Source organism: Jeotgalibacillus sp. 10bf12 (assembly GCF_055597105.1).
Map to the genome: position 1 here is coordinate 3423341 of NZ_CP200276.1, position 21629 is coordinate 3444969.

Here is a 21629-nt window from a genome sequence, read left to right on the forward strand (position 1 = left end):
AATAATGAAAATAATTCATTATTCGCTCTCATAGTCGTTTGTTCCATTTAACTCATTTACGAGGTATATTCATTTAATAAAAACTTATTCTGTATCACTGAACCTTTTCAATAATTCCACCTGAAATCCAGCCATATTCATCATCCTGTGTTTTAACTTTGTACCATGTAATATTCCCCTGCTTTTCAGTTTCTCCTAAAAATAATAGTGTTTCATCCGGTGAAATAGATCGAATGACATTATCTGTCTCAGTTCCTTCTACAGGTTCTTCTCGCAGACTGCCCCCTTCATATGAAGGCTTCAACTTATATTTATCAGTGCTACCCTCATTTAATGAGACAGGTTCAGCATCATTACTTCCATTCAGTTTTTGGTTTAATCCCTCATCTATTGCCACTAATCGTTGTTCAAAGCCATTTTTAATAGACACATTTGAGATTGAGTTTGAATCAGGCACTAACAGCACGCTTGCTGTACCAACAATTAACAGGATCATGACACTGATTTGATACTTTTTAAAATGTCTGTTTCCTGAAAATGCAAACCCTCTCCAATTTTCATAAAATATCCAGACATTTCTTTCACTATGTTCAATGCTTGAAATTTTATGGTCATTAAATGGTAAAGTTGCAATTCCTTTAAACACCAGAATAATCAAAGATGAGAGTATCCAAACGACAGGAGTAAGAATTACTGGTATGACAAACCTGAGAAACGGGTATATAAATAGACATAAAACATATAAGAATAACAAAATAGCTGCTAACCAAAAGATGTTTACTCCCATTAATTCCATTCGTCAGATTCCTTTTGATCAACGGCGACTTTTGATTTATTGTCCGGATAAGTAGAGTTAGTTTCAACATTTAATTCTAATCTTTTCATACTTTTCCCAATGTTAATTATCTCACTATTATTTGAAGTTTCTTTAAATCTTGTCATTCGTTCATCATATTCAACTTTATCAATCATTTTATCCCTATATTGCTTGTTTAAAGATTCTAATGTTTCCTTAGCATCTCTAATATGAGAATTTAATTCCTCTTTTAAAAAATCTTTAAGTTCTTTTGAGTTATCGTATAAGACTAAGTATTGTTCATAAAATGTATCTTGAAGAATGAACTCTAACTCTTCAAACTTTTTCTGCCTATACTCTTCATCATAATCCTCTCTTACCATTTTTCTTTTATGATCATATTTCTCTTTTCTTTCTCCAATAACACTCTCTTTATTCGTATCTTTTAATTCCTTATTGATTCTAACAGTTGCATCAACTTCTACTTTTATTCCCATATCTTCAATGTCTTCAAGATCACCTAAATCTCGTCTGAGTTCATTTTCATATGCGTAATAACTCTCTTGAGTAAAATTGGAGCCTAGTCGAATGGCCTCCCTGTTTAATTTATCTGTTACGTCATCTACTATAGGGTCTATATTATATAAAATATATTTTTCAGGATCCTCAATTTTTATTGAATACATAACATTTACATCAAAATCAAGTGCATCATCATTACCCATAACTTCAAAGCTACATTCTTTTTTAACTGTTTCTTCACTAATCTTATATCTTTTAATGAACTTATTCTTTTTTCCTTTCTTGTTTGTCATTACCTGTCCCTGTCTAATAGTAGCCATGTTGTTTAAATGATTGGCATATACATAACAAAACCCGTTTTCAGGATAAGGTTCAACATTTGTTAAATTGAATCTCACATCTACTATCTCCTGAATTAATTTCATCAATTTCCCTCCGTTCAATCTATTACGCTTAAAAGATTTCTTTCTTTTAAATGTAAACCCATTCTTCTTCTTGATGTATCGGTTGCATTTTCTTTGAAGTAATTAATAAAGTCTTTTAAGGATTCTAATTTAAAGTCATCTTCATACACTTCTCCAAACAGTCTTCTAATCAACAAATCTGATGTTTGAGTGCTGTACATTTGGTCAAATAAAGGAAACCATAAATCATTCTGGTATTGTTTAACGGAACTAAAGAATAGTTTAGGATGTCTGATAATTAACTTGTCATAAAGTGATAAAAAGACTTCTAAATTGTTTCTCTGATTGGCTTCTTCAATCCATTTAATACTTTTTTCGAAAAATATTTGATTTATTTCCTCAGATTCTTTAGTGTATTCACTCAACTGTATAAGGCACTCAAGCACAAGATTTATTAATTTTGGTTCACTTTCTAATATTTTCTGAAGCAGTATAAAACTCTCTTCAAAATTAATTTTCCCTAATGGTCCTCTGATTAAGGTCAATACACTCCATTTAAGTGAATAATTGTGGGAGCCTGCCCACGATTTTGTGAGATTCCATATCCGCGTGTAGTTCCCTGTTATAACCATGTATTGATTGATAACTTCTATTGCTAAGATACGTTTACTAGAATCAGAGGAATCGAGTAAAGGGTGTAACACATTTTTTCTAACAAACGGAAAACTTTCAATTGCAAGTGTTGTAAAAATGAATAGAATATTTTTTTTCACTTTTTTATGCTCAAGACTGTTAAGTAAAAAGTCTGTTATTTTTTTCTTTTGTCCTGTGTCCAGGTGACGCCACAAATACTTCCATATAGACTTGTGATCTTCATTATATTGTAAAAACACACCTGTATGACTGTCCTGCCCATAGTCCATTACTATTTTCACTTTTTTCTCAAAAGCATGGAACCTTTGTAGATACTCTTCAATGTTTGTTTCATTTAAAAATCTGGTTTCATTATCTTGATTAATCAGATCCTCAATCGTGTTTCTTTTTTCCAAGATAAGATCTATTGGCTCCCCTTCGAAAATACTGATGGACATTAACATAGCAATTTCTCTGATGGTTTTATCGCTTTCAAACCATGCTTCCACTCTCTTTTTAGAGACTGAATCAATTGACCCAAGAAGTTGTTCTAACGGAAGCTCATTTTCTATAAATTGATTGACTCTGTTCACTAAATTCACTGCCTCTTGAGGATAGAGGGTGTCAGGCAAATGTTTATCCAATATTTCTAACTTGTCAGAAGGTAATTCTATTTTATAATTTCTTTTGTAATGTGCTTTAATCACTTCAATTGTTTTATCCGGCTTATCTAACCTTACCGCATAAGGATCCAGCTCTTTAAATTTCGGCTTGTTTGGCGTTACAATACAAAGTGCACTTCCTTGATCAATCAGCTTTTGAGCATACCTTTCCCATGCAGGCTGATTCGTCGTCCATCCGGTCATTGACAGATCCGCTTGTAAAACATAGCCTGTCTTAGGAAGAATGGGTATCTCGAACAATTCGTACATTGTTATTTCCGGACTTAACTCAAAAATAGTTTTCATTTTCTTTTCAACTAAGAGGTTGATCGCTGCTGAATACTTACCAGTGTTTAACGGGTGATGCAGAACAGCTACTCCAAATTCTTCAATAAATTTAAAAGCCTCCTGGTAACCATTCCCTGGAATGAATACATCCTGAGTTAATTTCTTCTGTTTTTCTGATACCTCATAAACAATACCTGCTGACAATTCTTTTTTTAACACAGGCTTAGGTACTATTAAGTCCAGGCTTGTTTTCCCGCTTGTATGGTTTTGGTAAGCTTCTATTACGCTAATTAATAAACCATCTGGGCCGACCTGATCCAACTCAATCCACTGAGGATCTGAAACAAAGTATTCTATATTTTTTGGTGCTGATATCTTTGTATCTACAACTGGTATAATTTTCTTTCCATAATTGTGAGCACTGGCAATTTCTTTCTTTACATTATCAGATTGCTGGATATCCTCTGTCATATACACGAGCATAATCTCGATGTCGTTTTCAATTGCATGAATAATCTGCTCGTAATAGGTCTCTCCCGCTGGAATATCCCGTGGTGCATACCAAGTAGGAATATCATTACTTTCAAAAAGATGAGCAAACTCTTTAATTTTATCTACATTTGATGAAGTATGACTTAAGAAGACTTTTCCTTTAGCTGATTGCATTTTTCAATATCCCCTTTCCTGTTTCTGATTAATTGGTATCCACTTTCAGTAACAGTTTGATAAAGTTTTTCAATATAATTTCTATCTTCTTGCTTATAATCCACTTGATGATCTGCTGAGACCTGGTCGAGTTCATCCCATTCTACAAGGCATGCGTGTAGCTTTTTTTTCTTTGCCAGTTCCTTTTTAAATGAACTTTCGCAAGGTGCCCAGCCACTTGCAAAATAAAATGCATTCCACCTGGCATGTTCAGCGATTGACAGGTCTTCCTTCATAGGATTAACAATCGAGTAAAACTCCTGCTGAGAGACTACATTTGCCGAATCTCCCTGTTTCCTCTTGATCATCCCAAGTGCATACAGTTTCGTGTCTATATGATCTGCTTGTGCAAGGTTAGAGTCTTTTAAATGTCGATGCAGTTCGTTCCACTTTATTTGATTCTCAGGTATTAATTCCTTGTTTATATACACTTGATGAATTTTCTTAGCGATCATTTCGAGTTTTTCCTGAATAATGTAGGTCTGATTTGAAACTTCACTTAAATCTCCAAAATTGATAAAGTTCGAAAATGTAATCTGATTATCATTAAGAAAATTCGCAATATTCAATGAATTAGAGAAGCGTATTGCTAATGGGATGTCTTCTAAATAATCATTTAAAATTGTTGAAACCGTATAATCTAACTCATCATTATCAAAACACGCTACTGCATAGGTAAAACTTTTACAATTCAAATTCACCAGGGTTTTAAACTCTGATGAATTTACATCACACTGAACAAATTGAATATCACATGATTTATTTACATAGGGATAATCAGCAGCAAATTCAGATTTTAATTTGTCTGCATTTCTGTCTACAACAGTAATAGAGAGTTTTTTTCCATTAGGAAAATGCGCTCTCTTAATCGCTTCAAGTGCTATGAATTTGCCACCAAGTCCAAAGCCTAAAATTAATAAGTGACCTGATTTTGCACCAGCACTGACAATATCCAAATTTCCGTATAATGGATGAGAGTTAAAAAGAAGCCGGGCTTCAAGCTCATAAATATTAAATGTAGAAATGTCCATTATAAACCTGTCTTTTTCAGATTCTGAACCATGTATTATATTAGCTTCCTCAATAATATTGTTAAACTTTTTGGAGTTTAAATGAACGTACACTTTTAGAAAATTAAGATCTGATGTGTTTTTTCCACCGTCTTCAAGTAGGTTTAGTAATATATCAACGTTTTCATGATCTTTACTTGTATAAATAACTAACCCTTTCGCTTTTGATAAAGCAACCTGATTTAAAAGCTCGGCATTACTTGCATCACCTATAACAATTACACAACCTTTTTTTCTTAGTTCATCTATGTATATATTTGCGGGGTTTTTTTCTATAATAATCACTTTTTCATTACTGTTTCTTAAATCATTTGCGAGATAATAAGCCCCTTTGCTCAGACCAGCGATTATATAATGATCTTGACTCATTGGAAGAAAAAGCAATTTTATCTCCTGTCTAAAAATTAACAATATTGTTCCTGCAATGTTTGAAACAACAACAAATGCAGCAATCCACCTGGCTAGTTCCAGTTGCCAACTGTAAGAGAGATTAACAGGTATCTCAACATTTAATGTAAAGAGTCGTATGGCTGCATAAATACTGTCAGAAAATTGATAACCAGGATATTGGTAATATGAATATGTTCCTAACGTTAATGCTATAGCAAACAAGATTGTTGTCAAAACAAGCCAACGCTTTTTAGTAAGAGCATCTTTCATCCTCTTCTTTACGAATCCAGCACTTTTAGTCAAGGAAGCACCTCCTATTACGTTTTTCTATGTATGGCATAACCTAACTTGTAAATCATTTTTAACGTCTCCATCGAAGTGATGCGGTCATAGTCCTTTTTTAATTCCGAAAGATGTTCATAAGGAATAAGGTCTGGGTGTTTCTTTTCTTTATGATCCAGTTCTTCCCCGTAACTCCAACCTTCCTTATACTTCTCCTCTGCCCATCTCTCATGTGTGTTTTTGGCAAGCTGTTCCTGCAAAGCAAAAATATCTTTAGGAAGTTTCACATCACTTGTATCAACTGGTTCAGGTCTATAAACCACTTTACATCCCTCTATTCATTCAATGTTGTAATCTATTTCAATTAAGTTCCACGAAGAAATAATTCCAAGAGGAGTTTCGTCCTTCTTACCATTTTCAGTAATCAACACCACTTCCAGTTCTTCTCCTTTTCTGTGACGTTCTGAAAAAAGATCTTCAATGGTAAAGACATCAATCGATTTATTTACAAACAAAAGCTCATCCATTTTTACTTTCGTGAGTAATGATGCAATTGTTATCTCTCTCAAATAACGCTCGTTCTGGTCAAAATGATCCATTAACCAGCACAGGACATCACCCATTTTTATTAAACCGATACACTTCCCTTCAGCATACACCGGATATTGAGAATAACGGTGAGTCGTATAGACAGCAATTACTTGACTAATAGATTCATTGACATCAAATGAAATGACGGGCTGGGTAGCAATTGAAAGTGCATAATTAGGTTTATTAAAAATACTCGCAATATCCTCAATTCGTTCTACAACCTCTTCATGTGGTTCTGCTATATATGTACCTAACTCAGTCTTATAATGAACTAATGAATTTCTAAGTTTTGCATATTGCTTTAGTTCATTAAAATACTTTTCAATTACTTTGTGACGTTCTCTTCCAGTATGTAATAGAGCTATAAACCGATTTTCACCCGACTGATCAATTCTTTGAAGCCTCAGGTGAATCTGATTAAATGCAATTTCAAATCGCTCGGATTTTGTATATCGTTGATCTTCCAGAGAATGTGTCATAGTTCACCTCGCTTATATCAATTTTTGAGTAAATTATACCATATATCAAGATGGAAAAAGGGATTTTTGTAAGTTTTTGATATCAATAAGTGTAATGGGCACTTAGGTATTCACTCTCTAAATATTTTTATATCCTGATAAAATTTATAAAGTAAAAAGTAAAGGTGACTCTCATTAAATATATGTATATGTACCTTTACTATTGATTTCGAATTAACAAAGCAGTTTAAAAAAGGTCGACTTTACCCAAAAACAAAACTTTTAAACTATTATTTGTAATACTTTGTAACACTTTTTAATATATCTGTAATACCCCTATAGCCTAATTTAAAGTAATATAAATGTTAGAAATATAAACAAAACATCAAGAGATGGTGTTAATTGTAATATAGGGAGTGTACAGATTTTGAAAAAGTGGGCACGTACGGCTGTAGCTACTACAGCGATTGCAGCGACAATTAGTGGACTTGGATCTCAGGCATTGGCGAGCACGTATAAAGTATCAAGTGGTGATTCACTTTGGAAGATTGCAATCGAACACCAAACTTCCGTTAATCATATTAAACAGCTTAATAGCTTAACATCAGATATTATTTTCCCAAATCAGGTACTAAGAGTTTCAGGAAGTTCATCAGCATCATCTTCTAACACTGGTAGCACAACTTCTGTTAGTGCATCAACATATATTGTAAAATCTGGTGATACATTATTTGGAATTGCAGCGAAAACAGGTACTTCATTATCAAGTATCAGATCTTTAAACAATATTTCATCTCATCTGATTTATCCTGGACAAACACTTAAGCTTGAAGGCACAGTACATACTAGCAGTACAACTGTTAGCAGTTCATCAAGTTCAAGCGCTACTTCATCTACATCAACTTACACAGTTAAGTCTGGTGATTCATTATCAAGAATTGCAGCTAATCACGGAATTAGTCTTTCTCAGTTAATGAACTTAAATGCCTTAAGCGGATATCTTATTTTCCCTGGACAAACACTTAAAGTGACAGGTACAGCTTCTAATGTATCTTCAGGTCCAGTTCAAACATCAACTCAAGCAACTAGTTCATCTAGTTCAACTAGTTCATCAGGTATTATTCAAAGAGCTAAAGCACAAATCGGCACACCATATGTATGGGGCGGAGCATCACCATCAGGCTTCGACTGCAGCGGCTTCATCAGCTACGTTTTTGATACGTCAAGAACAAGCGCAGCCGGCTACTACTCACGCTCTTCACATGTGAGCAGCCCACAAGTTGGAGATCTTGTATTCTTCAAAAACACATACAAAGCAGGAATCTCACACGTAGGAATTTATGTTGGCGGTAACCAGTTCATCCACGCTGGTAATAACGGCGTAGAAGTTACAAGCCTGAGCAATCCTTACTGGAGTTCTAAATTTGATAGTTATAGAAGTTTCTAATGAAAAAAGCTGCTGCGGCAGCTTTTTTTGTTACACAGGGACGGAGCTGACAGTATATTTTATGAAAATTATTCCTTTTCGTATAAAAACCACTTTCATCCTATATCTAAAAGGAAATTTTTATCTCATTTTTACAAAAAATGATATCCTTTTTCTAAATCCGGGACTATAATATTCTAGTATTAATTAAATAGTAGAGGAAGATGAAAAGTGAAGACGTTGCTGTCGGTGGTTTTTGCTATGCTATTGGTTGTTAGTAGCTTTCCTGTAAGTGGTTTGGCAGCTGTAGATCAAGTAGAACTGGATACATATCTTGCTCAGATTCAGTGGACTGAAGATGAGTTGGATACATATCTGTGGGAGTATTATGGATATAGAATTAGTGATTTTGAGTCATTTGAAGAGCTGGAATATTTTCTGGGACCGGTAATGACTGAAGAAAGCCTGCAGGAATTATTGGATGCGTATGAATTAACACGTGAAGAGCTTGATGAAATTATGGCGTTATATGGGGAAACAGTAGCGGATTATTTGTTTATTGATGATATTGAATTCTATATTATAGAAGAATTAAATGGATATGAAGAAGACTACTACTATGATGATTTATTTGCTGAATTTGGATTGACAGAGGAAGAATTGGACCGTTTATTTACTCACCTTGAAACTCTTGACTTTGAAGCAATTGAAGCAAGACTTGATGCAGTTTATGAGCGACTGATGGCTTTTGAGGAGTTCGAATCTGCAACTGAATTATCTGCTGAGCAGATTGCGGAATTATTATCAATCATGCAGGAAATGCTTGATATTTTTGAAATGGATGCTATTTTTACATTAGTAAAAAGCGGTGAAGAGAGATCAATCTCATTGTCTGAACTTATTTCAATGACAAATATTGAAGACTATAATTTAGTCATCTCACTGTTTAATAAACAGGGTAAATTTTTAGCTGATTTTATTTTAACAAATGAAATGTTTGGCTCCGAACTAATTCAGGAAACTGCAGGGGATCTTCCAGTGGTTGAAAAAGCTGTAGAGACGAAAAAAGAAGTGAAAGCTCAGGCACAGGAAACTGTCACTGGAACTGCTGCTATTACTAAAACAGTAAAAGGTGAGAAACTTCCATATACAGGTGCAAATTATCTAGCAAATGTCCTTCTTGGACTTAGCGCTTTAGTGATGGGTGTATGGGCAGTGCGACGTTATCGCCGACAGGAAGCTTAAAATGGAATCCAGAAACGCCCGCAGAACGCGGAAATTACGCCTGAAAAAGAGTATCTTCTTACTGTTTGGTGTTGGGTTAATTTCATTTGGATTCTGGTTTGCCAGTTCAAATGCTTTTCTATTGTTAAAAGGATACTATCTGTATAAAACAAGTGCAGAGTCCCATCAGGTATCAGAAATTAAAGCGGAAAATGTCGTGAAGGATGAGAAATTTTCGAATAGAAAAGCGGAAAGTCCAATTGATGAACCTTTGTATCCTTCATCACCTGATATCGGAGACCATATGGGGGAACTCATCATTCCTAAGCTTGATGTCAGTCTGCCAATTTTTCATGGGACCAATGAAGATGAATTGGAAAGAGGTGTAGGTCACTTCGCAGGGAGTGTACTACCTGGTGAACAGGATAACTCAGTTTTAGCAGGTCATCGGGATACTGTATTTCGCAGGCTTGGTGAAGTAGGAGAAAACGATCTGCTGACAGTCGTCACAGAGGCAGGGAGCTTTACCTACAAAGTAAGAAAAGTCAGGATCGTTGATGAAGATGATCGGTCCATCATCGTACCTAAGCCAAAAGCTACCCTGACACTATCCACCTGCTATCCCTTTGACGCAATCGGCTTCACAACAGAAAGATATATTTTAATCGCAGACTTAATTAAAAGTGAACGTTAAAATAGCGTGCCCTATGTGGCACGCTATTTTAATCAGTCTATCATCTTCTGGATGACAAATTTATTTTTGATACATGGAGACAGACCTATATTTTTCATATAAAATACCTCAAAAGATACCTCACCATCTGTTTTCGCTGTATCACCCCAACCCCCTGATAAATCCCGACGGCGTCTCACCCGTATACTTCTTAAAAACAGTCGTAAAGTATTTGTAGTCGCTATAGCCAACTTCCAGTGCAATAGAGTAGATATGATCATTTCCATTTTGCATAAGGAAGATGCTTTTTTGAATACGAAGTTTGTTGATGTATTGGTTGATGGTCTGGTTCATTTCTTTTTTGAACAGGTTATGCACGTAGGTTGGACTTTTTTCAATACTATCAGCAATATCCTGGACGGTTACTTTTTTTGTGTAGTGTTCTTCGATATAGACAAGGATGCGTTGAATTGGGACTGATAGAAACTCAGGTGATAGCTGACCGTGTTTTTGCCCGCTCACAGTCGGCTGCAAGACTTTCCGGGCATGATCAAGTGTGTGGACAGCCTTCTTTAGAGATTCTGCAAGTTCATTGTGATCAAGCGGCTTTAAAAGGTAATCAACTGCACCCATCCTCATTGCCTGCTTAGCGTATTCAAACTCATTGAAGCTCGATAGTATAATGGTGACAATTTCAGGGTATTGCTGGCACTCTTCTAACAGCTCCAATCCATCCATTTGGGGCATTTTGATATCTGTAATCAGGATATTCGGCTGGACTTTTTCAATCATTTCGAGTGCTTCTTTTCCATTAGACGCCTCTCCTACAATCGAGCAATGATGGGCATGCCAATCAAATGTCAGTGCCAGACCGCGACGGATAATTTCTTCATCTTCTACCAACAGGATTTTTTTCATATGATCCCTCTTTCATGAATCAGCGTTAGTGGAATGGAAAAGCTGACTTTAAAACGATCATTCTCAAGTGATAAATGAACGCCTCTATTTTCAGGGAAAAACAGTTGAATTCTTCGGTGAACGTTATATAGTCCGAGTCCCAGCTGATTGGATCCAGTGATCTCAAGCTGATTCAACAGGTTTTTCAGTTGAGTGGCATCGATGGTTTGACCATTATCCGTTACGCTGCAGATCAACTGATTATTTTTAAAAGAAAGTGAAATCAGAATATTCAGCTGCCTGCCGGTTGAATAACCGTGTTTGATCGCATTTTCAATCAGTGGCTGAAATAGTAATTTAGGTATCACAATTTGTTCAACGTGAAGTCTAACCATTGGATCCATTTTCACTTCGTATTGAATAGCCTGATTAAATCTGAGCTGATGCAGCCTCATATAGTGTTCAAGGTAATTCAACTCTTCCCGCACAGATACTTCATCTACATTCTTTTTCACGCTGTACCTCAGTAGCTTCGATAAAGCGAGAATGCTTTCTTCTGCACGTTTTGGTTCAATAATGATCAGGTATCTGATGGATTCAAGTATGTTAAATACAAAGTGCGGATTGAATTGGGCTTCAAGCTGTTTTATTTCAGTTTGTTTCTGTCTCTCAGACAGTTCTTCTTTTTCAGAAATAAGTGTATTGATCTCATCCAGCATGGCGTTAAACTGGTCAGTTAATATCTGTATTTCATAGTCTTCTGATGGCTTTAAATAATAATCGGCATTCCCTGATTTAAAATGTTTTATGGATTCAATCATGCCATTAACACTTGCCGTAAGTGAATATGACAGGCGATCTGACATCACTTTCAATAGTAAGAAAACAGATACAAACAGTACAATTAAAAACGAAATCAGCCAGATAGCAGGGCTTGTGATCGTCTGAGGCGGGTTGAGCGTATACACTGTCAGAGAAGTGCCTTCCACATGATCCTGTGACTGTACGAGCTCATTTTCTCTAATTTTCACATTTCCATTTGTTAAAGGCTGTGGTCTGTATTTATTTAAAAAATCTCCCACTGAGTTATTGCTCGTTGCGACGATTGTATCAAACTGATCTGTGATAACAGCAAGATGAATCGCCTGCTGGAATAAGAGATCTAGAAAGTCTTCTTCGTGTAACATATAAAAGATATAACCTGTCACCTCTCCATTTGCAACAACTTCAGATCCGTACAGAAAAGAAGAGGTTTTCCCGTTATGATAAGGTACGCGGTTCACGCGTGTGATATAGTCTTCTTCACTCAGTTTGATCAGCCTGATAGAGGAGGCAAAATAGTCGGCCTGCTGTAATGACAGCTGATCGTTATCCAATGCATTTGACAGAATTAGTGACTCCTTAGAATCAAATAAAAAGAAATCACTTTGAACTGTCTGACCTGTGTTAAATTCATAAAACGATTGGAACAGTGATGATTCACCGGACTGTGTACGGATATAATCGTGTACTCTTTCACTGCTTTTGGTGCGTTCAATAAAGGTTGTATAGGATTCGTGGACTAAGGCGAGTTGCGCTGTAAGCTGTGCGGCGGCATTGTCAGTTTGTCTAACTGACATCTGAGATGAATTAACGTAAAAAAATGCAGATACAGCAACTGTCACAAGTATCAAAAGAATCGACGTGTACCTGATAAAGATCTTTCTCGCCTGCTCTTTTATACTATTTGGCTGCATCTGCATTTCCTCCTTTTTCTTACTTCATCATATCACAGTAAGAAAGCTTTTCAGGATCAAATTTAGATAGCTACTTCCCGCTTACCGGATACTTTAAAGAATATGAGCAGAGAGAGAACAGTCACGACAGTCAGAATTGTTGATAAAGCTGCTGCTGTTCCATAACTTCCTCTGAGCACTTCTGTATAGATGGCAATGCTCATCGTTCTTGTAGCCCCTGTGTAAAGGATGATAGATGTACTCAGTTCACTGAAAATATTAATCCAGCTCAGAATACTTCCGGCAATAATGCCTGAAGCCATCATCGGGAGTGTAATCTTAATAAACGTTTTGATATTTGAGGCCCCCAGACTGATTGAAGCCTCTTCAACGGATTTACTGATCTGATTCAGCACAGCTGCGCTTGATCTGATCGTATAAGGAAGACGCCGGATTGCAAAAGAAATAATCATAATAAAAGCCGTGCCGCCGAGAATGATCGGTCCGCTGTTAAATGACGCAAGCAGCGCAATACCAAGAATCGATCCCGGAACGATAAATGGAAACATACTGACCGTATCGAGAGAGTCGTTGATTTTATTCGGACGCCGGACAGTGAGATATGCAATAAACACTGACATAATCACAATAATAACCATTGCGGCAATTGCGAGCATAAATGTAATTTGAATGCTGCTGCCAAGACGGTCAAATGAAATCACATAACTGTCGAGTGAGAACTGCTGTAAAAATACAGTTCCTTCTGTCTTAAGAAATGAAGTATAAATCACATATATTCTCGGCAAAAGTGCAATCGCCGTAATTCCGTATACGAAAGTATGAGCCAGAACACTTGCAAGACCTGAAGATTTCTTTGGTTCAATGGACCTCAGCGCACTCATCGTAAATGACTTTCGCTTTGAAATATACTTCTGTAGTAAAAAGACAAGTGAAGCAATGATCACAACGATTACACTGATCGCAGCAGCAAACCCTGCATCTCCTCCAACTTCACTGATAAATTCAGTGAAAATCATAACTGGAATCGTACGGTATCCTTCACCAATCAGCATTGGCGTTCCAAAATCAGAGAGCGCACGCATAAAAACAAGGAGTGAGCCTGCAAGTAACGTTGGAATAATCAGCGGGACAATAACTTTCGTCATTTTCCTGATACCTGTACACTGCATACTTTCAGCTGCTTCAATTAAAGAAGCATCAACATTTCTGAGCGCTCCAAGCGTATAAATATATACGAGCGGGAATAACTGAAGCACTAATACAAGTGTAATACCGGTAAAGCCATAAATATCAGGAATCGTGATATTCAAATAGTCCTGAAAAAAGTTCGTAATCAATCCATTTCTACCCAGTAATAAAATCCATGAATATGCACCGATAAATGGAGGTGATACAGACGAAATAATGATTAACGTAGTAATCAGAATAGCGCCTTTAATTTTGACCGTCGACATAATATAAGCGAGCGGGACAGCAACAAGTGCTGAAATCGCAGTTACAGCTGCCGTTACTTTAAAGCTGTTCCATAATGACTCCATATAATAGGCGCTTGTAAAAAAGTCTGAGAAGTAATGAAGCGAAAAGCTGCCTGATCCCGGATCCTTTACACTTGTTACCAGCAGTGAAAATAATGGATACAGTAAAAATAGCGCATAGATTGAAAATATAATAACGGTCATCACAGACCATATATCTCTTCCCTGTCTAAATGGCAATGCCGTTCACTCCTTTACGGGCTTCAGGAACAGGTTCAGCATCGTTTTGAACCCCCTCTGTAAAGTTGATCGCACCATCCTCTGAATAGATGTTCACTTTTTTTGTATTCAATTTGAGATAGACTGCCTGACCTTCAGAAATCAGTGAATCAATATTAGATTCCTGTACAACTTCAATCGTTTCTCCATTTTTCAGCTCGATAAAATAATTTGTATTCAAACCAAGGAATGAGCTTCTCTGAACAGTACCTTCAATTCCATCTCTATCGGTGGTTAAAATAAACTCTTCAGGTCTGATAGACATCTTAATTGCTGTCTTAGCAGCTGGCAGGTATTCTTTTTGAATATTGCTAAATGATGTTTTGTACGTATCAAACAAACTGACCTCAACATGATCACCCGATCTCGTCATCACGCCATTAATAATATTACTTCGTCCAATAAAGGTTGATACAAATAAATTAGCAGGACGGTGATAAATGTTTTGAGGCGTACCGGCATGCTGGATATAACCATCTTTCATAATAGCGATCCGGTCAGACACAGCCATCGCTTCTTCCTGATCATGCGTCACATAAATTGTGGTAATGCCAATCTCTTTTTGGATTTTCCTGATTGCATTCCGGAGATCAATCCTAAGCTTGGCATCAAGATTTGAAAGCGGCTCATCCATCAGCAGCACGTCAGGATTGATCACAATCGCTCTTGCCAAAGCCACACGCTGCTGCTGACCACCTGATAAATTTTCCGGCAGGCGGTCTTTATACTGTTCAATCTGAACAATCTTCAGAATGTCATTCACCCGCTTCTCGATTTCAGCTTTAGGTGTTCTGCGGTTCTCGAGTCCAAATGCAATATTCTTTTTAACACTTAAATGAGGGAATATGGCGTAGTTCTGAAAGACCATTCCGATGTTTCTTTTATCCGGCTTTACTAAATTAATCACCCTGTCATCAAATGTGATTTCTCCGCCTTCGATACTGTTAAAACCCGCGACCATTCGTAAAAGAGTTGTCTTCCCGCAGCCGGACGGTCCAAGCAGCGTAAAGAATTCTCCTTTTTCAACGTTGATCGAAAGACCAGGAATGACAGCCTGGTCTCCGAATTTTTTTATTACCTGATTAAATCCGATCTCTATACTCATCGCTAAACCCTCTCTCTAAAAGAAATTAATTGTGTGTGATGATCTCGATATAACGATCTACGATTTCTTCTTTGTTTTCTGTGATATACTCGGAATCCTCAGTCAGGATATTAATATCTTCTAGAGGTGTCATATAGTCAGCAGATTCAGTGTTTTTATGAAGCGGACGATTATTCAGGTTTTCAGCAATTGTGTTTTGTACATCTTCAGATAAAAGGAAGTCGATAAAGCGCTCGGCATTTTCAAGGTTCGGCGCATCATTAATGATTGATGAAGCAGACGCTGAGTAGACCGTACCTTCCTCAGGATGAACGACGCGAACCGGTGCTGCGTCACCACGGATATAACCAACAGCAGGATCCTCCCAAGTCAGTCCTACAACAAATTCTCCATCTGCCACACTCTTATGAACCGCTCCCGATCCACTGGCAATTTTGCCATCCAGGTTCGCTACGAACTCTTCTACAAATGCCCACCCTTCTTCACTTTCATAATCTCCATCCATCGCCTGAAGCATATTTGTTACATGGTTAAATGCAGAACTCGAGCTCGCTGCATCTGTATGGGCGATCTTTCCTTTTAATTCAGGGTTAAGCAGGTCTTCATATCCTTCAATCTCAATATCTCCTGCCAGATTTTCATTTACAAGCAGTACATTGCCATCAAGCACATAAGAAGTAATTTTACCTGTATCGTTTTGATATTCTTCAATTAAGTCAGCGTCATTTTCAGATACGTATTCATGGAACAGATCAATGTTCTCAACGTGAACAGACTTTGTACCACCAAACATCACATCACCATAAGGAGAATTCTGCTCTGTCTCTATTCTTCGCATTAACTCACCCGTTCCGGCACTGATCACTTCAACTTTTATACCAGTTTCTTCTTCAAACAGCGGAACAATTGTAGAAATTAACTCTTCACTATTAGGCGAATATAACACCAGTTCATCTGACGCTGTACCTTCCGCTTCATTTGCACTACAACCCGCCAGAATCATTAACGCCGCACTACCTGCAGCAAACATCTGAGTCATCTTTTTCATTCTCATCATTCCCCCTCGAATTTTTCTTTACAATTACAGCCTACTTGAAATTAAAGCGCTTACATATCCAAAAATCCTTTAAATATATCCACTTTTCTTCAAACTGCTAAAATTGCATTGCAGAATTGTCCCTTAAAAAGGTAGGCTGATGTTATCAAATCAATCAAAGGAGATGCCAATGGTTAAAGTAGATTATCATACACATAACAGGCGGTGCGGACATGCAAGCGGAGGAATTAAAGATTATATTCTCAGCGCAATCAATAAAGGGTTTTCAGAAGTCGGAATCTCAGATCACAGCCCATTTTTCCATCTCGAGCAGGATATCGGTCTGCCTGGTATGGTCATGGCTAAATCTGAATTCCCGTCATATATAAAAGAATGTATAAAACTTAAGGAACAATATCAATCACACATCAAAGTCAAAATCGGAATCGAAGCAGACTTTTTTGCAGGCGAATCCCACGCCTATACTAGCATTCTGAATGATCAGCCGCTCGATTATATCATCGGTTCCATTCATTACGTTAATGGCATACACATCTTTGATAAATCCAGATGGACCGATGCGTCAACTGATCCAGCAGCTGCATTTCACAGCTATTATGACCAGTTGATCAGCCTTGTTGAAAGTAACTTCTGCGACATTATTGCGCATCCGGATGCCTTCCACGCATTTGCTCCGCCTATCAAAGATCCGGATATAGCAGATAAAAAAGAACAGCTACTCTCACTAATCGGAGAAAAAAAACTGACGGTCGAAATCAATACATCCGGTATCAGAAAATACGGTCAACCTTTTCCTGAAAAAGAAACCATCAAAAAACTTCACCAGTATGGCGCAGTCTTTACCTTTGGATCAGACAGCCATAAACCCGATGAAGTTGGGTATGAATATCATCTTGTAGCGAAAATGCTGATCGGGATTGGTGTGCGTGAGTGGGCGGTTTTTGATGGGAGACAGCGGAGGTTTTTAAGGATATGATACAGTGCGACAAAGATTGCTGTATCTAATATGATGAAAACTTAACTTTGTCATGGCATCATTAAAAACGAGAATACCGCACCAGGCAGCATTCTCGTTTTTAAAATTAAGCCCCTGCTTTAACCGTCTGCTTCCAAACCCCATTCTCATCCTGCCATTTGATGATCATCGTGCCACCCGTTTCAGTCAGGTAGAATGTCTGGGAAGGATTTGCAACGAGCTCTCCGCTTTCAGTGCCTTTTACATACTCTACGTATACTGCAAAGTTATTTGAGTTTGTCACTCTCCAGACTCTGTCACCTTCTTGAATATTAAGGTCCTGGTGAGCAGCTTTAAACGTTTCAGATTGTCCATCCTGGATATAGGTTAAGTTCAGATTTTGCACGACGAGCTCTGCATCATAAACATCCGGAGAAGTCTCTGTAACAATCGCATCCAATGCTTCCTCTGTCATTGGTTCTTTATCTGCAGTTTCGGTTTCAACTTCTGCAGATACTTTAGCGAGTTCGGCTACTTTTGCATTTGCCTCTCGTACCTCATCATTAGCCCGCTCTGCTTCTTCTTTGTTACTGTTATTTTCTATTACAAGAGCATTATATTTATCTTCTAGCACTTTATATTCTTCCTCTGAAGCTTTTAATTTATCCTCAACCCTTTTAAGCTCCACTTTCAATGTCTCAATTTCAGTTTCCTTTTCATCAATCATTGTTTCAGCAGCTGCCAGATCGGTAGTTAGTTTATCTTTATCTGCTTCCAAAGCAGTGATTTCATCATTCAAGTTGTCTACTTGTCTTTCAAGGAAACTCTTACTTGCTTTCAGGTTGTTAATCTCTTCTTTTGCAGAGATGATTTTACCATTTGCATCAGTCAGTTTATTTGTTGCATCAGCTTTAATAATGCCGATTTTTTCAAATAGCGCACTTTCAGAGATTTCATATTGACTGATTTTATCACGAAGATCCAATAGTTGACCTTTCACTGCATCAACTGTTCCGCCCCCTGAAAACATCACTCCTGCTGTTGCTCCTGCACCCAATGTTACTGCCATGACTCCTGCTGCAACCTTCGTACTGATAAATCCCATTTTCCTGCCCCCGATATCATTTATTAGTGGTATGTATTTCCACATCCCCTATCTTATTTGATCTTAATAAAGAACACAATGGTTTTTTTATAAGCTCTCAAAAGTTCTTATTTTACAACATTTTATTAGTTTTTCATCCGATTTTTTAGATGAATTATGACATTTAATTCATTAAACTAGGTTTATTTTTCTTTTTAAAGAACAAAAGATTATCTTAAAAATCATTCCTTTAACAACTGGTTGTTAAGTCATTAAATTCACATTAGTAGATTTAAAACCAGCTGAAGTCCTAAACACTCTTTCGACTTCAGATTGACATACTGACAATATAACTGTTAAAAGGTCATGAGAAATTAATGAAAAGCACTAAGTCTTTTCAGTTATAATTTTGATTATGGTTGTTGGTCTGGAGGGTTTTATGGAAAAGAAACTATGCAATAGATTATTTTAAATTTTGGGCAATATTCTTTGTCGTATGTATTCATACGAGACCTTTTCAGGAAATAGAGGTATATGGCATTGGTGGAGATAGAATTGATTTTCTAATTAATATATTTGCAAGGTTTGGAGTTCCATTTTTCTTTGTGGTATCCGGCTTTTTATTCTATCAAAAGATTTCAGCATCTAATCATAGATCGAAATATTTTAGAAAATATGTCTCAAAAATTGTGAAACTATTCGCAGCGTAGTATTTTTTTATGTAGTCTATGGTATGACATTACGCATCATAGAAGCGATAGTCGGGCAGTCAAGTATTAGACAGGAAGTAACCGATTATCTTAGTTCTTTTATTGGCTTAGAAAAAATTTTATTTTTTGTGATATATGGTGAGGCTGCCAGTCCAGCATCATATCATTTATGGTATTTGCCTGCATTAATCTGGGCAATCATTGCAGTATACATTTTTATTAAGATACAGAAGTTACAATTCCTATTATTATTCAGTTTTCTGTTAAATGTAATTGGGTTGTTCGGGCAAACTTATTCAGGGGTTTTTAATTTAGAAATACTTGGTTACAGTATCAAAACACGGGACGCACTGTTCTTTGGACTTTTCTATACTACATTAGGTGCCTACACTGCCTATCATTACACATGGATAAAGCAAAAAGTCTCACAAATAAAATCATCTTCATTAATTTTCTTATTTTTAATTTTTTCGATTATATCAATAATTGAGCGCATCATTGCAAACCTTTATTGGAGCAATGAGATCAGTGCAGTAGATTATTACTTTTCTACAATTTTTGTAACATCCTGCTTATTTTTGTTTGTCTTAAAGAACGGACATATCGGTGAAAAATCCGTGTTATCTAATATAGGGCATAATGCAGTTGGAATTTATGTTTCTCATACATTTTTCATTGACATAACCTATTTCATATTAGACTTATTGGAAAAAATGTGCAACAATCAGTGACTTTTCATCTTATTTTACACCTTTTGTTTTGGTAGCAGCTTATGTTTTTTATGATTTATTACAAAAGATGAAGTCTCGGTTAATTTGATACAGGGTGTTGGAGGTGAATACATCATTTATTCAGCATATACCATGATGATATAACAACCTCCATCCCCTGCATTTTCCCTTTTCCTAATTCTTATAAATCAATAGCCGATTGCTGCTTAAAAAAGATAAAACTGTATTACATGATAAGCAATTCCTTGTAATTGATACCTATCCTTCAAGTAATGTCTCTCTCCCTCGGGAGATGATGCCACTGCAAACGCTATGGGTCAACACGACGAATTTAGCGAACCTTTAAACTGGCATTGTTTCAATTAATTTAAAACCAATTGTAATTTTTACAGAACGTTCATGTATATTCCAAAAAACGAAGACCGGGCTCTACCCCGATCTTCGCACTTTTATCTAAAATCTATATTATCGACTAACTTTCTATCCTCCGCTAAAACCCCTCATAAATAAAAGGACCTGTATTATTAAAGAACAGCAGAATTAATTCAAACATAATGACATAAACAATCACAGTGAGTAGAGTTTTTAATTTTCCATTAACCATGAATCAATCTCCTCTGTAAATTTGACAGCTCCATATTCGTAATTAAAGTGACCTAAGTCGTGAAAATACTCCCTTGGCATTGAATTGGATAGATTCAACACTTCGATTGAATGAGTATCAAATATGTCCACAGCAGCTGATTCTACTGCTTCTATATTGTCCGGTTTTTCGATTACATCATTCCAGGGGAGAATCACTCCTCTCAGTCTAATATCATTTGCTTTGCTGTATGCTATTATTTTCTCGAGGGCTTTCAGGTTGTCTGCGTAATGGTCTATTCCTTTGCCCCAATACATCTCTCTGTGAACGTTAATTCTCTCATTCAGATCTTCTTCCTCCATGACGCCCGGATATACTGTTCTGTTAAACGATTCATATCTAGTCTGGATGAATGGTTCACCTTTTAGAACACTCGTTAACCCATCAACGATGACTGGATTAACACGGTTTCGGTTAACATATAAATAGGGTTCATAGATTTCCTTATGCCATGGATAGGTTGGATTTGTGTCAAAGGAATCCATCAGAGTGAAGTAGTTCAAACCGATTACCAGTTCTGATTCCACGTTGATTAATTCCTGATCTAGCATTGCATATAAATCTTCGACTGTACCGTAATCAATTCCAATGTTTGTGTATCCACTTTTACTTTGTGAATCTATAAAACCTGAAATAACAACGGAGTTACCGTAGAATACTTTATCAAAGTCTTCTTCAGGGTATTTCGCTAAAATTTTCTCAAAATCATTTTTTAAAAACATTGTTGATTTTCCTACAGGATTCGTCTGCTGGAGAATTATTTCAGTGACTATCATGAAAATGACTAACCCGATGATAAACAAAAGTGGATGTTTGTTTTTCTTATCCATATG

The 21629-nt window shown here is 36.6% G+C and carries 19 protein-coding genes; 6 read left to right on the top strand and 13 right to left on the bottom strand.

Annotated elements, in window-relative coordinates; genetic code table 11:
- Window positions 1-94: 94 nt before the first annotated feature.
- From DH10bf12_RS17860 to DH10bf12_RS17885, 6 genes are all read right to left on the bottom strand, one after another.
- Window positions 95-658 (bottom strand): SH3 domain-containing protein, encoded by a 564-nt coding sequence (locus DH10bf12_RS17860; RefSeq protein WP_471736560.1) that lies wholly within the window; start codon window positions 656-658, stop codon window positions 95-97.
- A gap of 128 nt (window positions 659-786) precedes the next feature.
- Window positions 787-1743: a hypothetical protein gene (locus DH10bf12_RS17865; protein ID WP_471736561.1), complete on the bottom strand. Its 957-nt coding sequence runs from the start codon at window positions 1741-1743 to the stop codon at window positions 787-789.
- Window positions 1744-1757: 14 nt separating this feature from the next.
- Window positions 1758-3971, bottom strand: coding sequence for a toll/interleukin-1 receptor domain-containing protein (locus tag DH10bf12_RS17870; RefSeq protein WP_471736562.1), 2214 nt, complete (start codon window positions 3969-3971; stop codon window positions 1758-1760).
- Entirely contained in the window at window positions 3941-5773 is a 1833-nt protein-coding gene (locus DH10bf12_RS17875) for an NAD-binding protein (protein ID WP_471736563.1), read from the bottom strand. Before DH10bf12_RS17875 ends, DH10bf12_RS17870 begins: the two co-directional genes overlap by 31 nt.
- Window positions 5774-5787: 14 nt before the next feature.
- Window positions 5788-6075 carry a RyR domain-containing protein gene (locus tag DH10bf12_RS17880; RefSeq protein ID WP_471736564.1) on the bottom strand — a complete coding sequence of 96 codons (288 nt, stop codon included), beginning with the start codon at window positions 6073-6075 and terminating at the stop codon, window positions 5788-5790.
- Window positions 6076-6090: 15 nt separating this feature from the next.
- On the bottom strand, window positions 6091-6822 hold the full coding sequence (locus DH10bf12_RS17885) for a CBS domain-containing protein (protein WP_471736565.1): 732 nt from the start codon (window positions 6820-6822) through the stop codon (window positions 6091-6093).
- Window positions 6823-7228: 406 nt separating this feature from the next.
- Here DH10bf12_RS17885 and DH10bf12_RS17890 point away from each other — a divergent pair, with 406 nt between their 5' ends.
- From DH10bf12_RS17890 to DH10bf12_RS17900, 3 genes are all read left to right on the top strand, one after another.
- Window positions 7229-8248 carry a C40 family peptidase gene (locus DH10bf12_RS17890; protein WP_471736566.1) on the top strand — a complete coding sequence of 340 codons (1020 nt, stop codon included), beginning with the start codon at window positions 7229-7231 and terminating at the stop codon, window positions 8246-8248.
- A 210-nt stretch (window positions 8249-8458) separates the two neighbouring features.
- Window positions 8459-9472: a processed acidic surface protein gene (locus DH10bf12_RS17895; RefSeq protein ID WP_471736567.1), complete on the top strand. Its 1014-nt coding sequence runs from the start codon at window positions 8459-8461 to the stop codon at window positions 9470-9472.
- A gap of 1 nt (window position 9473) precedes the next feature.
- Window positions 9474-10145 (top strand): class D sortase, encoded by a 672-nt coding sequence (locus DH10bf12_RS17900; RefSeq protein ID WP_471736568.1) that lies wholly within the window; start codon window positions 9474-9476, stop codon window positions 10143-10145.
- Window positions 10146-10286: 141 nt separating this feature from the next.
- On the opposite strand, the gene DH10bf12_RS17905 is transcribed toward DH10bf12_RS17900, so the two are convergent.
- The 5 genes from DH10bf12_RS17905 to DH10bf12_RS17925 all read right to left on the bottom strand — a co-directional run bounded on the left by DH10bf12_RS17905 (window position 10287) and on the right by DH10bf12_RS17925 (window position 16664).
- Complete coding sequence (locus DH10bf12_RS17905; protein ID WP_471736569.1) at window positions 10287-11042, bottom strand: response regulator transcription factor; 756 nt, start codon at window positions 11040-11042, stop codon at window positions 10287-10289.
- On the bottom strand, window positions 11039-12757 hold the full coding sequence (locus DH10bf12_RS17910; protein WP_471736570.1) for a sensor histidine kinase: 1719 nt from the start codon (window positions 12755-12757) through the stop codon (window positions 11039-11041). Before DH10bf12_RS17910 ends, DH10bf12_RS17905 begins: the two co-directional genes overlap by 4 nt.
- Window positions 12758-12819: 62 nt before the next feature.
- A complete protein-coding gene (locus DH10bf12_RS17915; RefSeq protein ID WP_471738268.1) occupies window positions 12820-14436 on the bottom strand; it encodes an ABC transporter permease in 1617 nt (538 codons plus the stop codon).
- Window positions 14437-14461: 25 nt separating this feature from the next.
- Window positions 14462-15616 (bottom strand): ABC transporter ATP-binding protein, encoded by a 1155-nt coding sequence (locus tag DH10bf12_RS17920; RefSeq protein ID WP_471736571.1) that lies wholly within the window; start codon window positions 15614-15616, stop codon window positions 14462-14464.
- Window positions 15617-15641: 25 nt separating this feature from the next.
- Window positions 15642-16664 (bottom strand): extracellular solute-binding protein, encoded by a 1023-nt coding sequence (locus DH10bf12_RS17925; RefSeq protein ID WP_471736572.1) that lies wholly within the window; start codon window positions 16662-16664, stop codon window positions 15642-15644.
- Between the two features lie 178 nt (window positions 16665-16842).
- Between DH10bf12_RS17925 and DH10bf12_RS17930 the strand changes: the two genes are divergently transcribed.
- The gene (locus DH10bf12_RS17930) at window positions 16843-17649 is read left to right on the top strand and encodes a histidinol-phosphatase (protein WP_471736573.1); all 807 of its coding nucleotides are present in this window, start codon (window positions 16843-16845) and stop codon (window positions 17647-17649) included.
- Window positions 17650-17755: 106 nt separating this feature from the next.
- On the opposite strand, the gene DH10bf12_RS17935 is transcribed toward DH10bf12_RS17930, so the two are convergent.
- Window positions 17756-18733, bottom strand: a complete 978-nt coding sequence (locus DH10bf12_RS17935) for a hypothetical protein (RefSeq protein WP_471736574.1) — start codon at window positions 18731-18733, stop codon at window positions 17756-17758.
- Between the two features lie 401 nt (window positions 18734-19134).
- Between DH10bf12_RS17935 and DH10bf12_RS17940 the strand changes: the two genes are divergently transcribed.
- Both DH10bf12_RS17940 and DH10bf12_RS17945 read left to right on the top strand, forming a co-directional pair.
- Window positions 19135-19422 (top strand): acyltransferase family protein, encoded by a 288-nt coding sequence (locus tag DH10bf12_RS17940; RefSeq protein WP_471736575.1) that lies wholly within the window; start codon window positions 19135-19137, stop codon window positions 19420-19422.
- A 23-nt stretch (window positions 19423-19445) separates the two neighbouring features.
- Window positions 19446-20153: an acyltransferase family protein gene (locus DH10bf12_RS17945; RefSeq protein ID WP_471736576.1), complete on the top strand. Its 708-nt coding sequence runs from the start codon at window positions 19446-19448 to the stop codon at window positions 20151-20153.
- Window positions 20154-20738: 585 nt separating this feature from the next.
- Here DH10bf12_RS17945 and DH10bf12_RS17950 read toward each other — a convergent pair.
- Window positions 20739-21626 (bottom strand): hypothetical protein, encoded by an 888-nt coding sequence (locus DH10bf12_RS17950; protein WP_471736577.1) that lies wholly within the window; start codon window positions 21624-21626, stop codon window positions 20739-20741.
- Window positions 21627-21629 lie beyond the last annotated feature (3 nt).

What these genes read in the sequence shown, in the direction of transcription:
- DH10bf12_RS17865 (WP_471736561.1), bottom strand. Translation starts at nt 1,743, where the DNA reads ATGAAATTAATTCAGGAGATAGTAGATGTGAGATTCAATTTAACAAAT.
- DH10bf12_RS17870 (WP_471736562.1), bottom strand. Translation starts at nt 3,971, where the DNA reads ATGCAATCAGCTAAAGGAAAAGTCTTCTTAAGTCATACTTCATCAAAT.
- DH10bf12_RS17945 (WP_471736576.1), top strand. Translation starts at nt 19,446, where the DNA reads ATGACATTACGCATCATAGAAGCGATAGTCGGGCAGTCAAGTATTAGA.
- DH10bf12_RS17920 (WP_471736571.1), bottom strand. Translation starts at nt 15,616, where the DNA reads ATGAGTATAGAGATCGGATTTAATCAGGTAATAAAAAAATTCGGAGAC.
- DH10bf12_RS17910 (WP_471736570.1), bottom strand. Translation starts at nt 12,757, where the DNA reads ATGCAGCCAAATAGTATAAAAGAGCAGGCGAGAAAGATCTTTATCAGG.
- DH10bf12_RS17925 (WP_471736572.1), bottom strand. Translation starts at nt 16,664, where the DNA reads ATGAAAAAGATGACTCAGATGTTTGCTGCAGGTAGTGCGGCGTTAATG.
- DH10bf12_RS17900 (WP_471736568.1), top strand. Translation starts at nt 9,474, where the DNA reads ATGGAATCCAGAAACGCCCGCAGAACGCGGAAATTACGCCTGAAAAAG.
- DH10bf12_RS17935 (WP_471736574.1), bottom strand. Translation starts at nt 18,733, where the DNA reads ATGGGATTTATCAGTACGAAGGTTGCAGCAGGAGTCATGGCAGTAACA.
- DH10bf12_RS17950 (WP_471736577.1), bottom strand. Translation starts at nt 21,626, where the DNA reads ATGGATAAGAAAAACAAACATCCACTTTTGTTTATCATCGGGTTAGTC.
- DH10bf12_RS17885 (WP_471736565.1), bottom strand. Translation starts at nt 6,822, where the DNA reads ATGACACATTCTCTGGAAGATCAACGATATACAAAATCCGAGCGATTT.
- DH10bf12_RS17915 (WP_471738268.1), bottom strand. Translation starts at nt 14,436, where the DNA reads ATGACCGTTATTATATTTTCAATCTATGCGCTATTTTTACTGTATCCA.
- DH10bf12_RS17905 (WP_471736569.1), bottom strand. Translation starts at nt 11,042, where the DNA reads ATGAAAAAAATCCTGTTGGTAGAAGATGAAGAAATTATCCGTCGCGGT.
- DH10bf12_RS17930 (WP_471736573.1), top strand. Translation starts at nt 16,843, where the DNA reads ATGGTTAAAGTAGATTATCATACACATAACAGGCGGTGCGGACATGCA.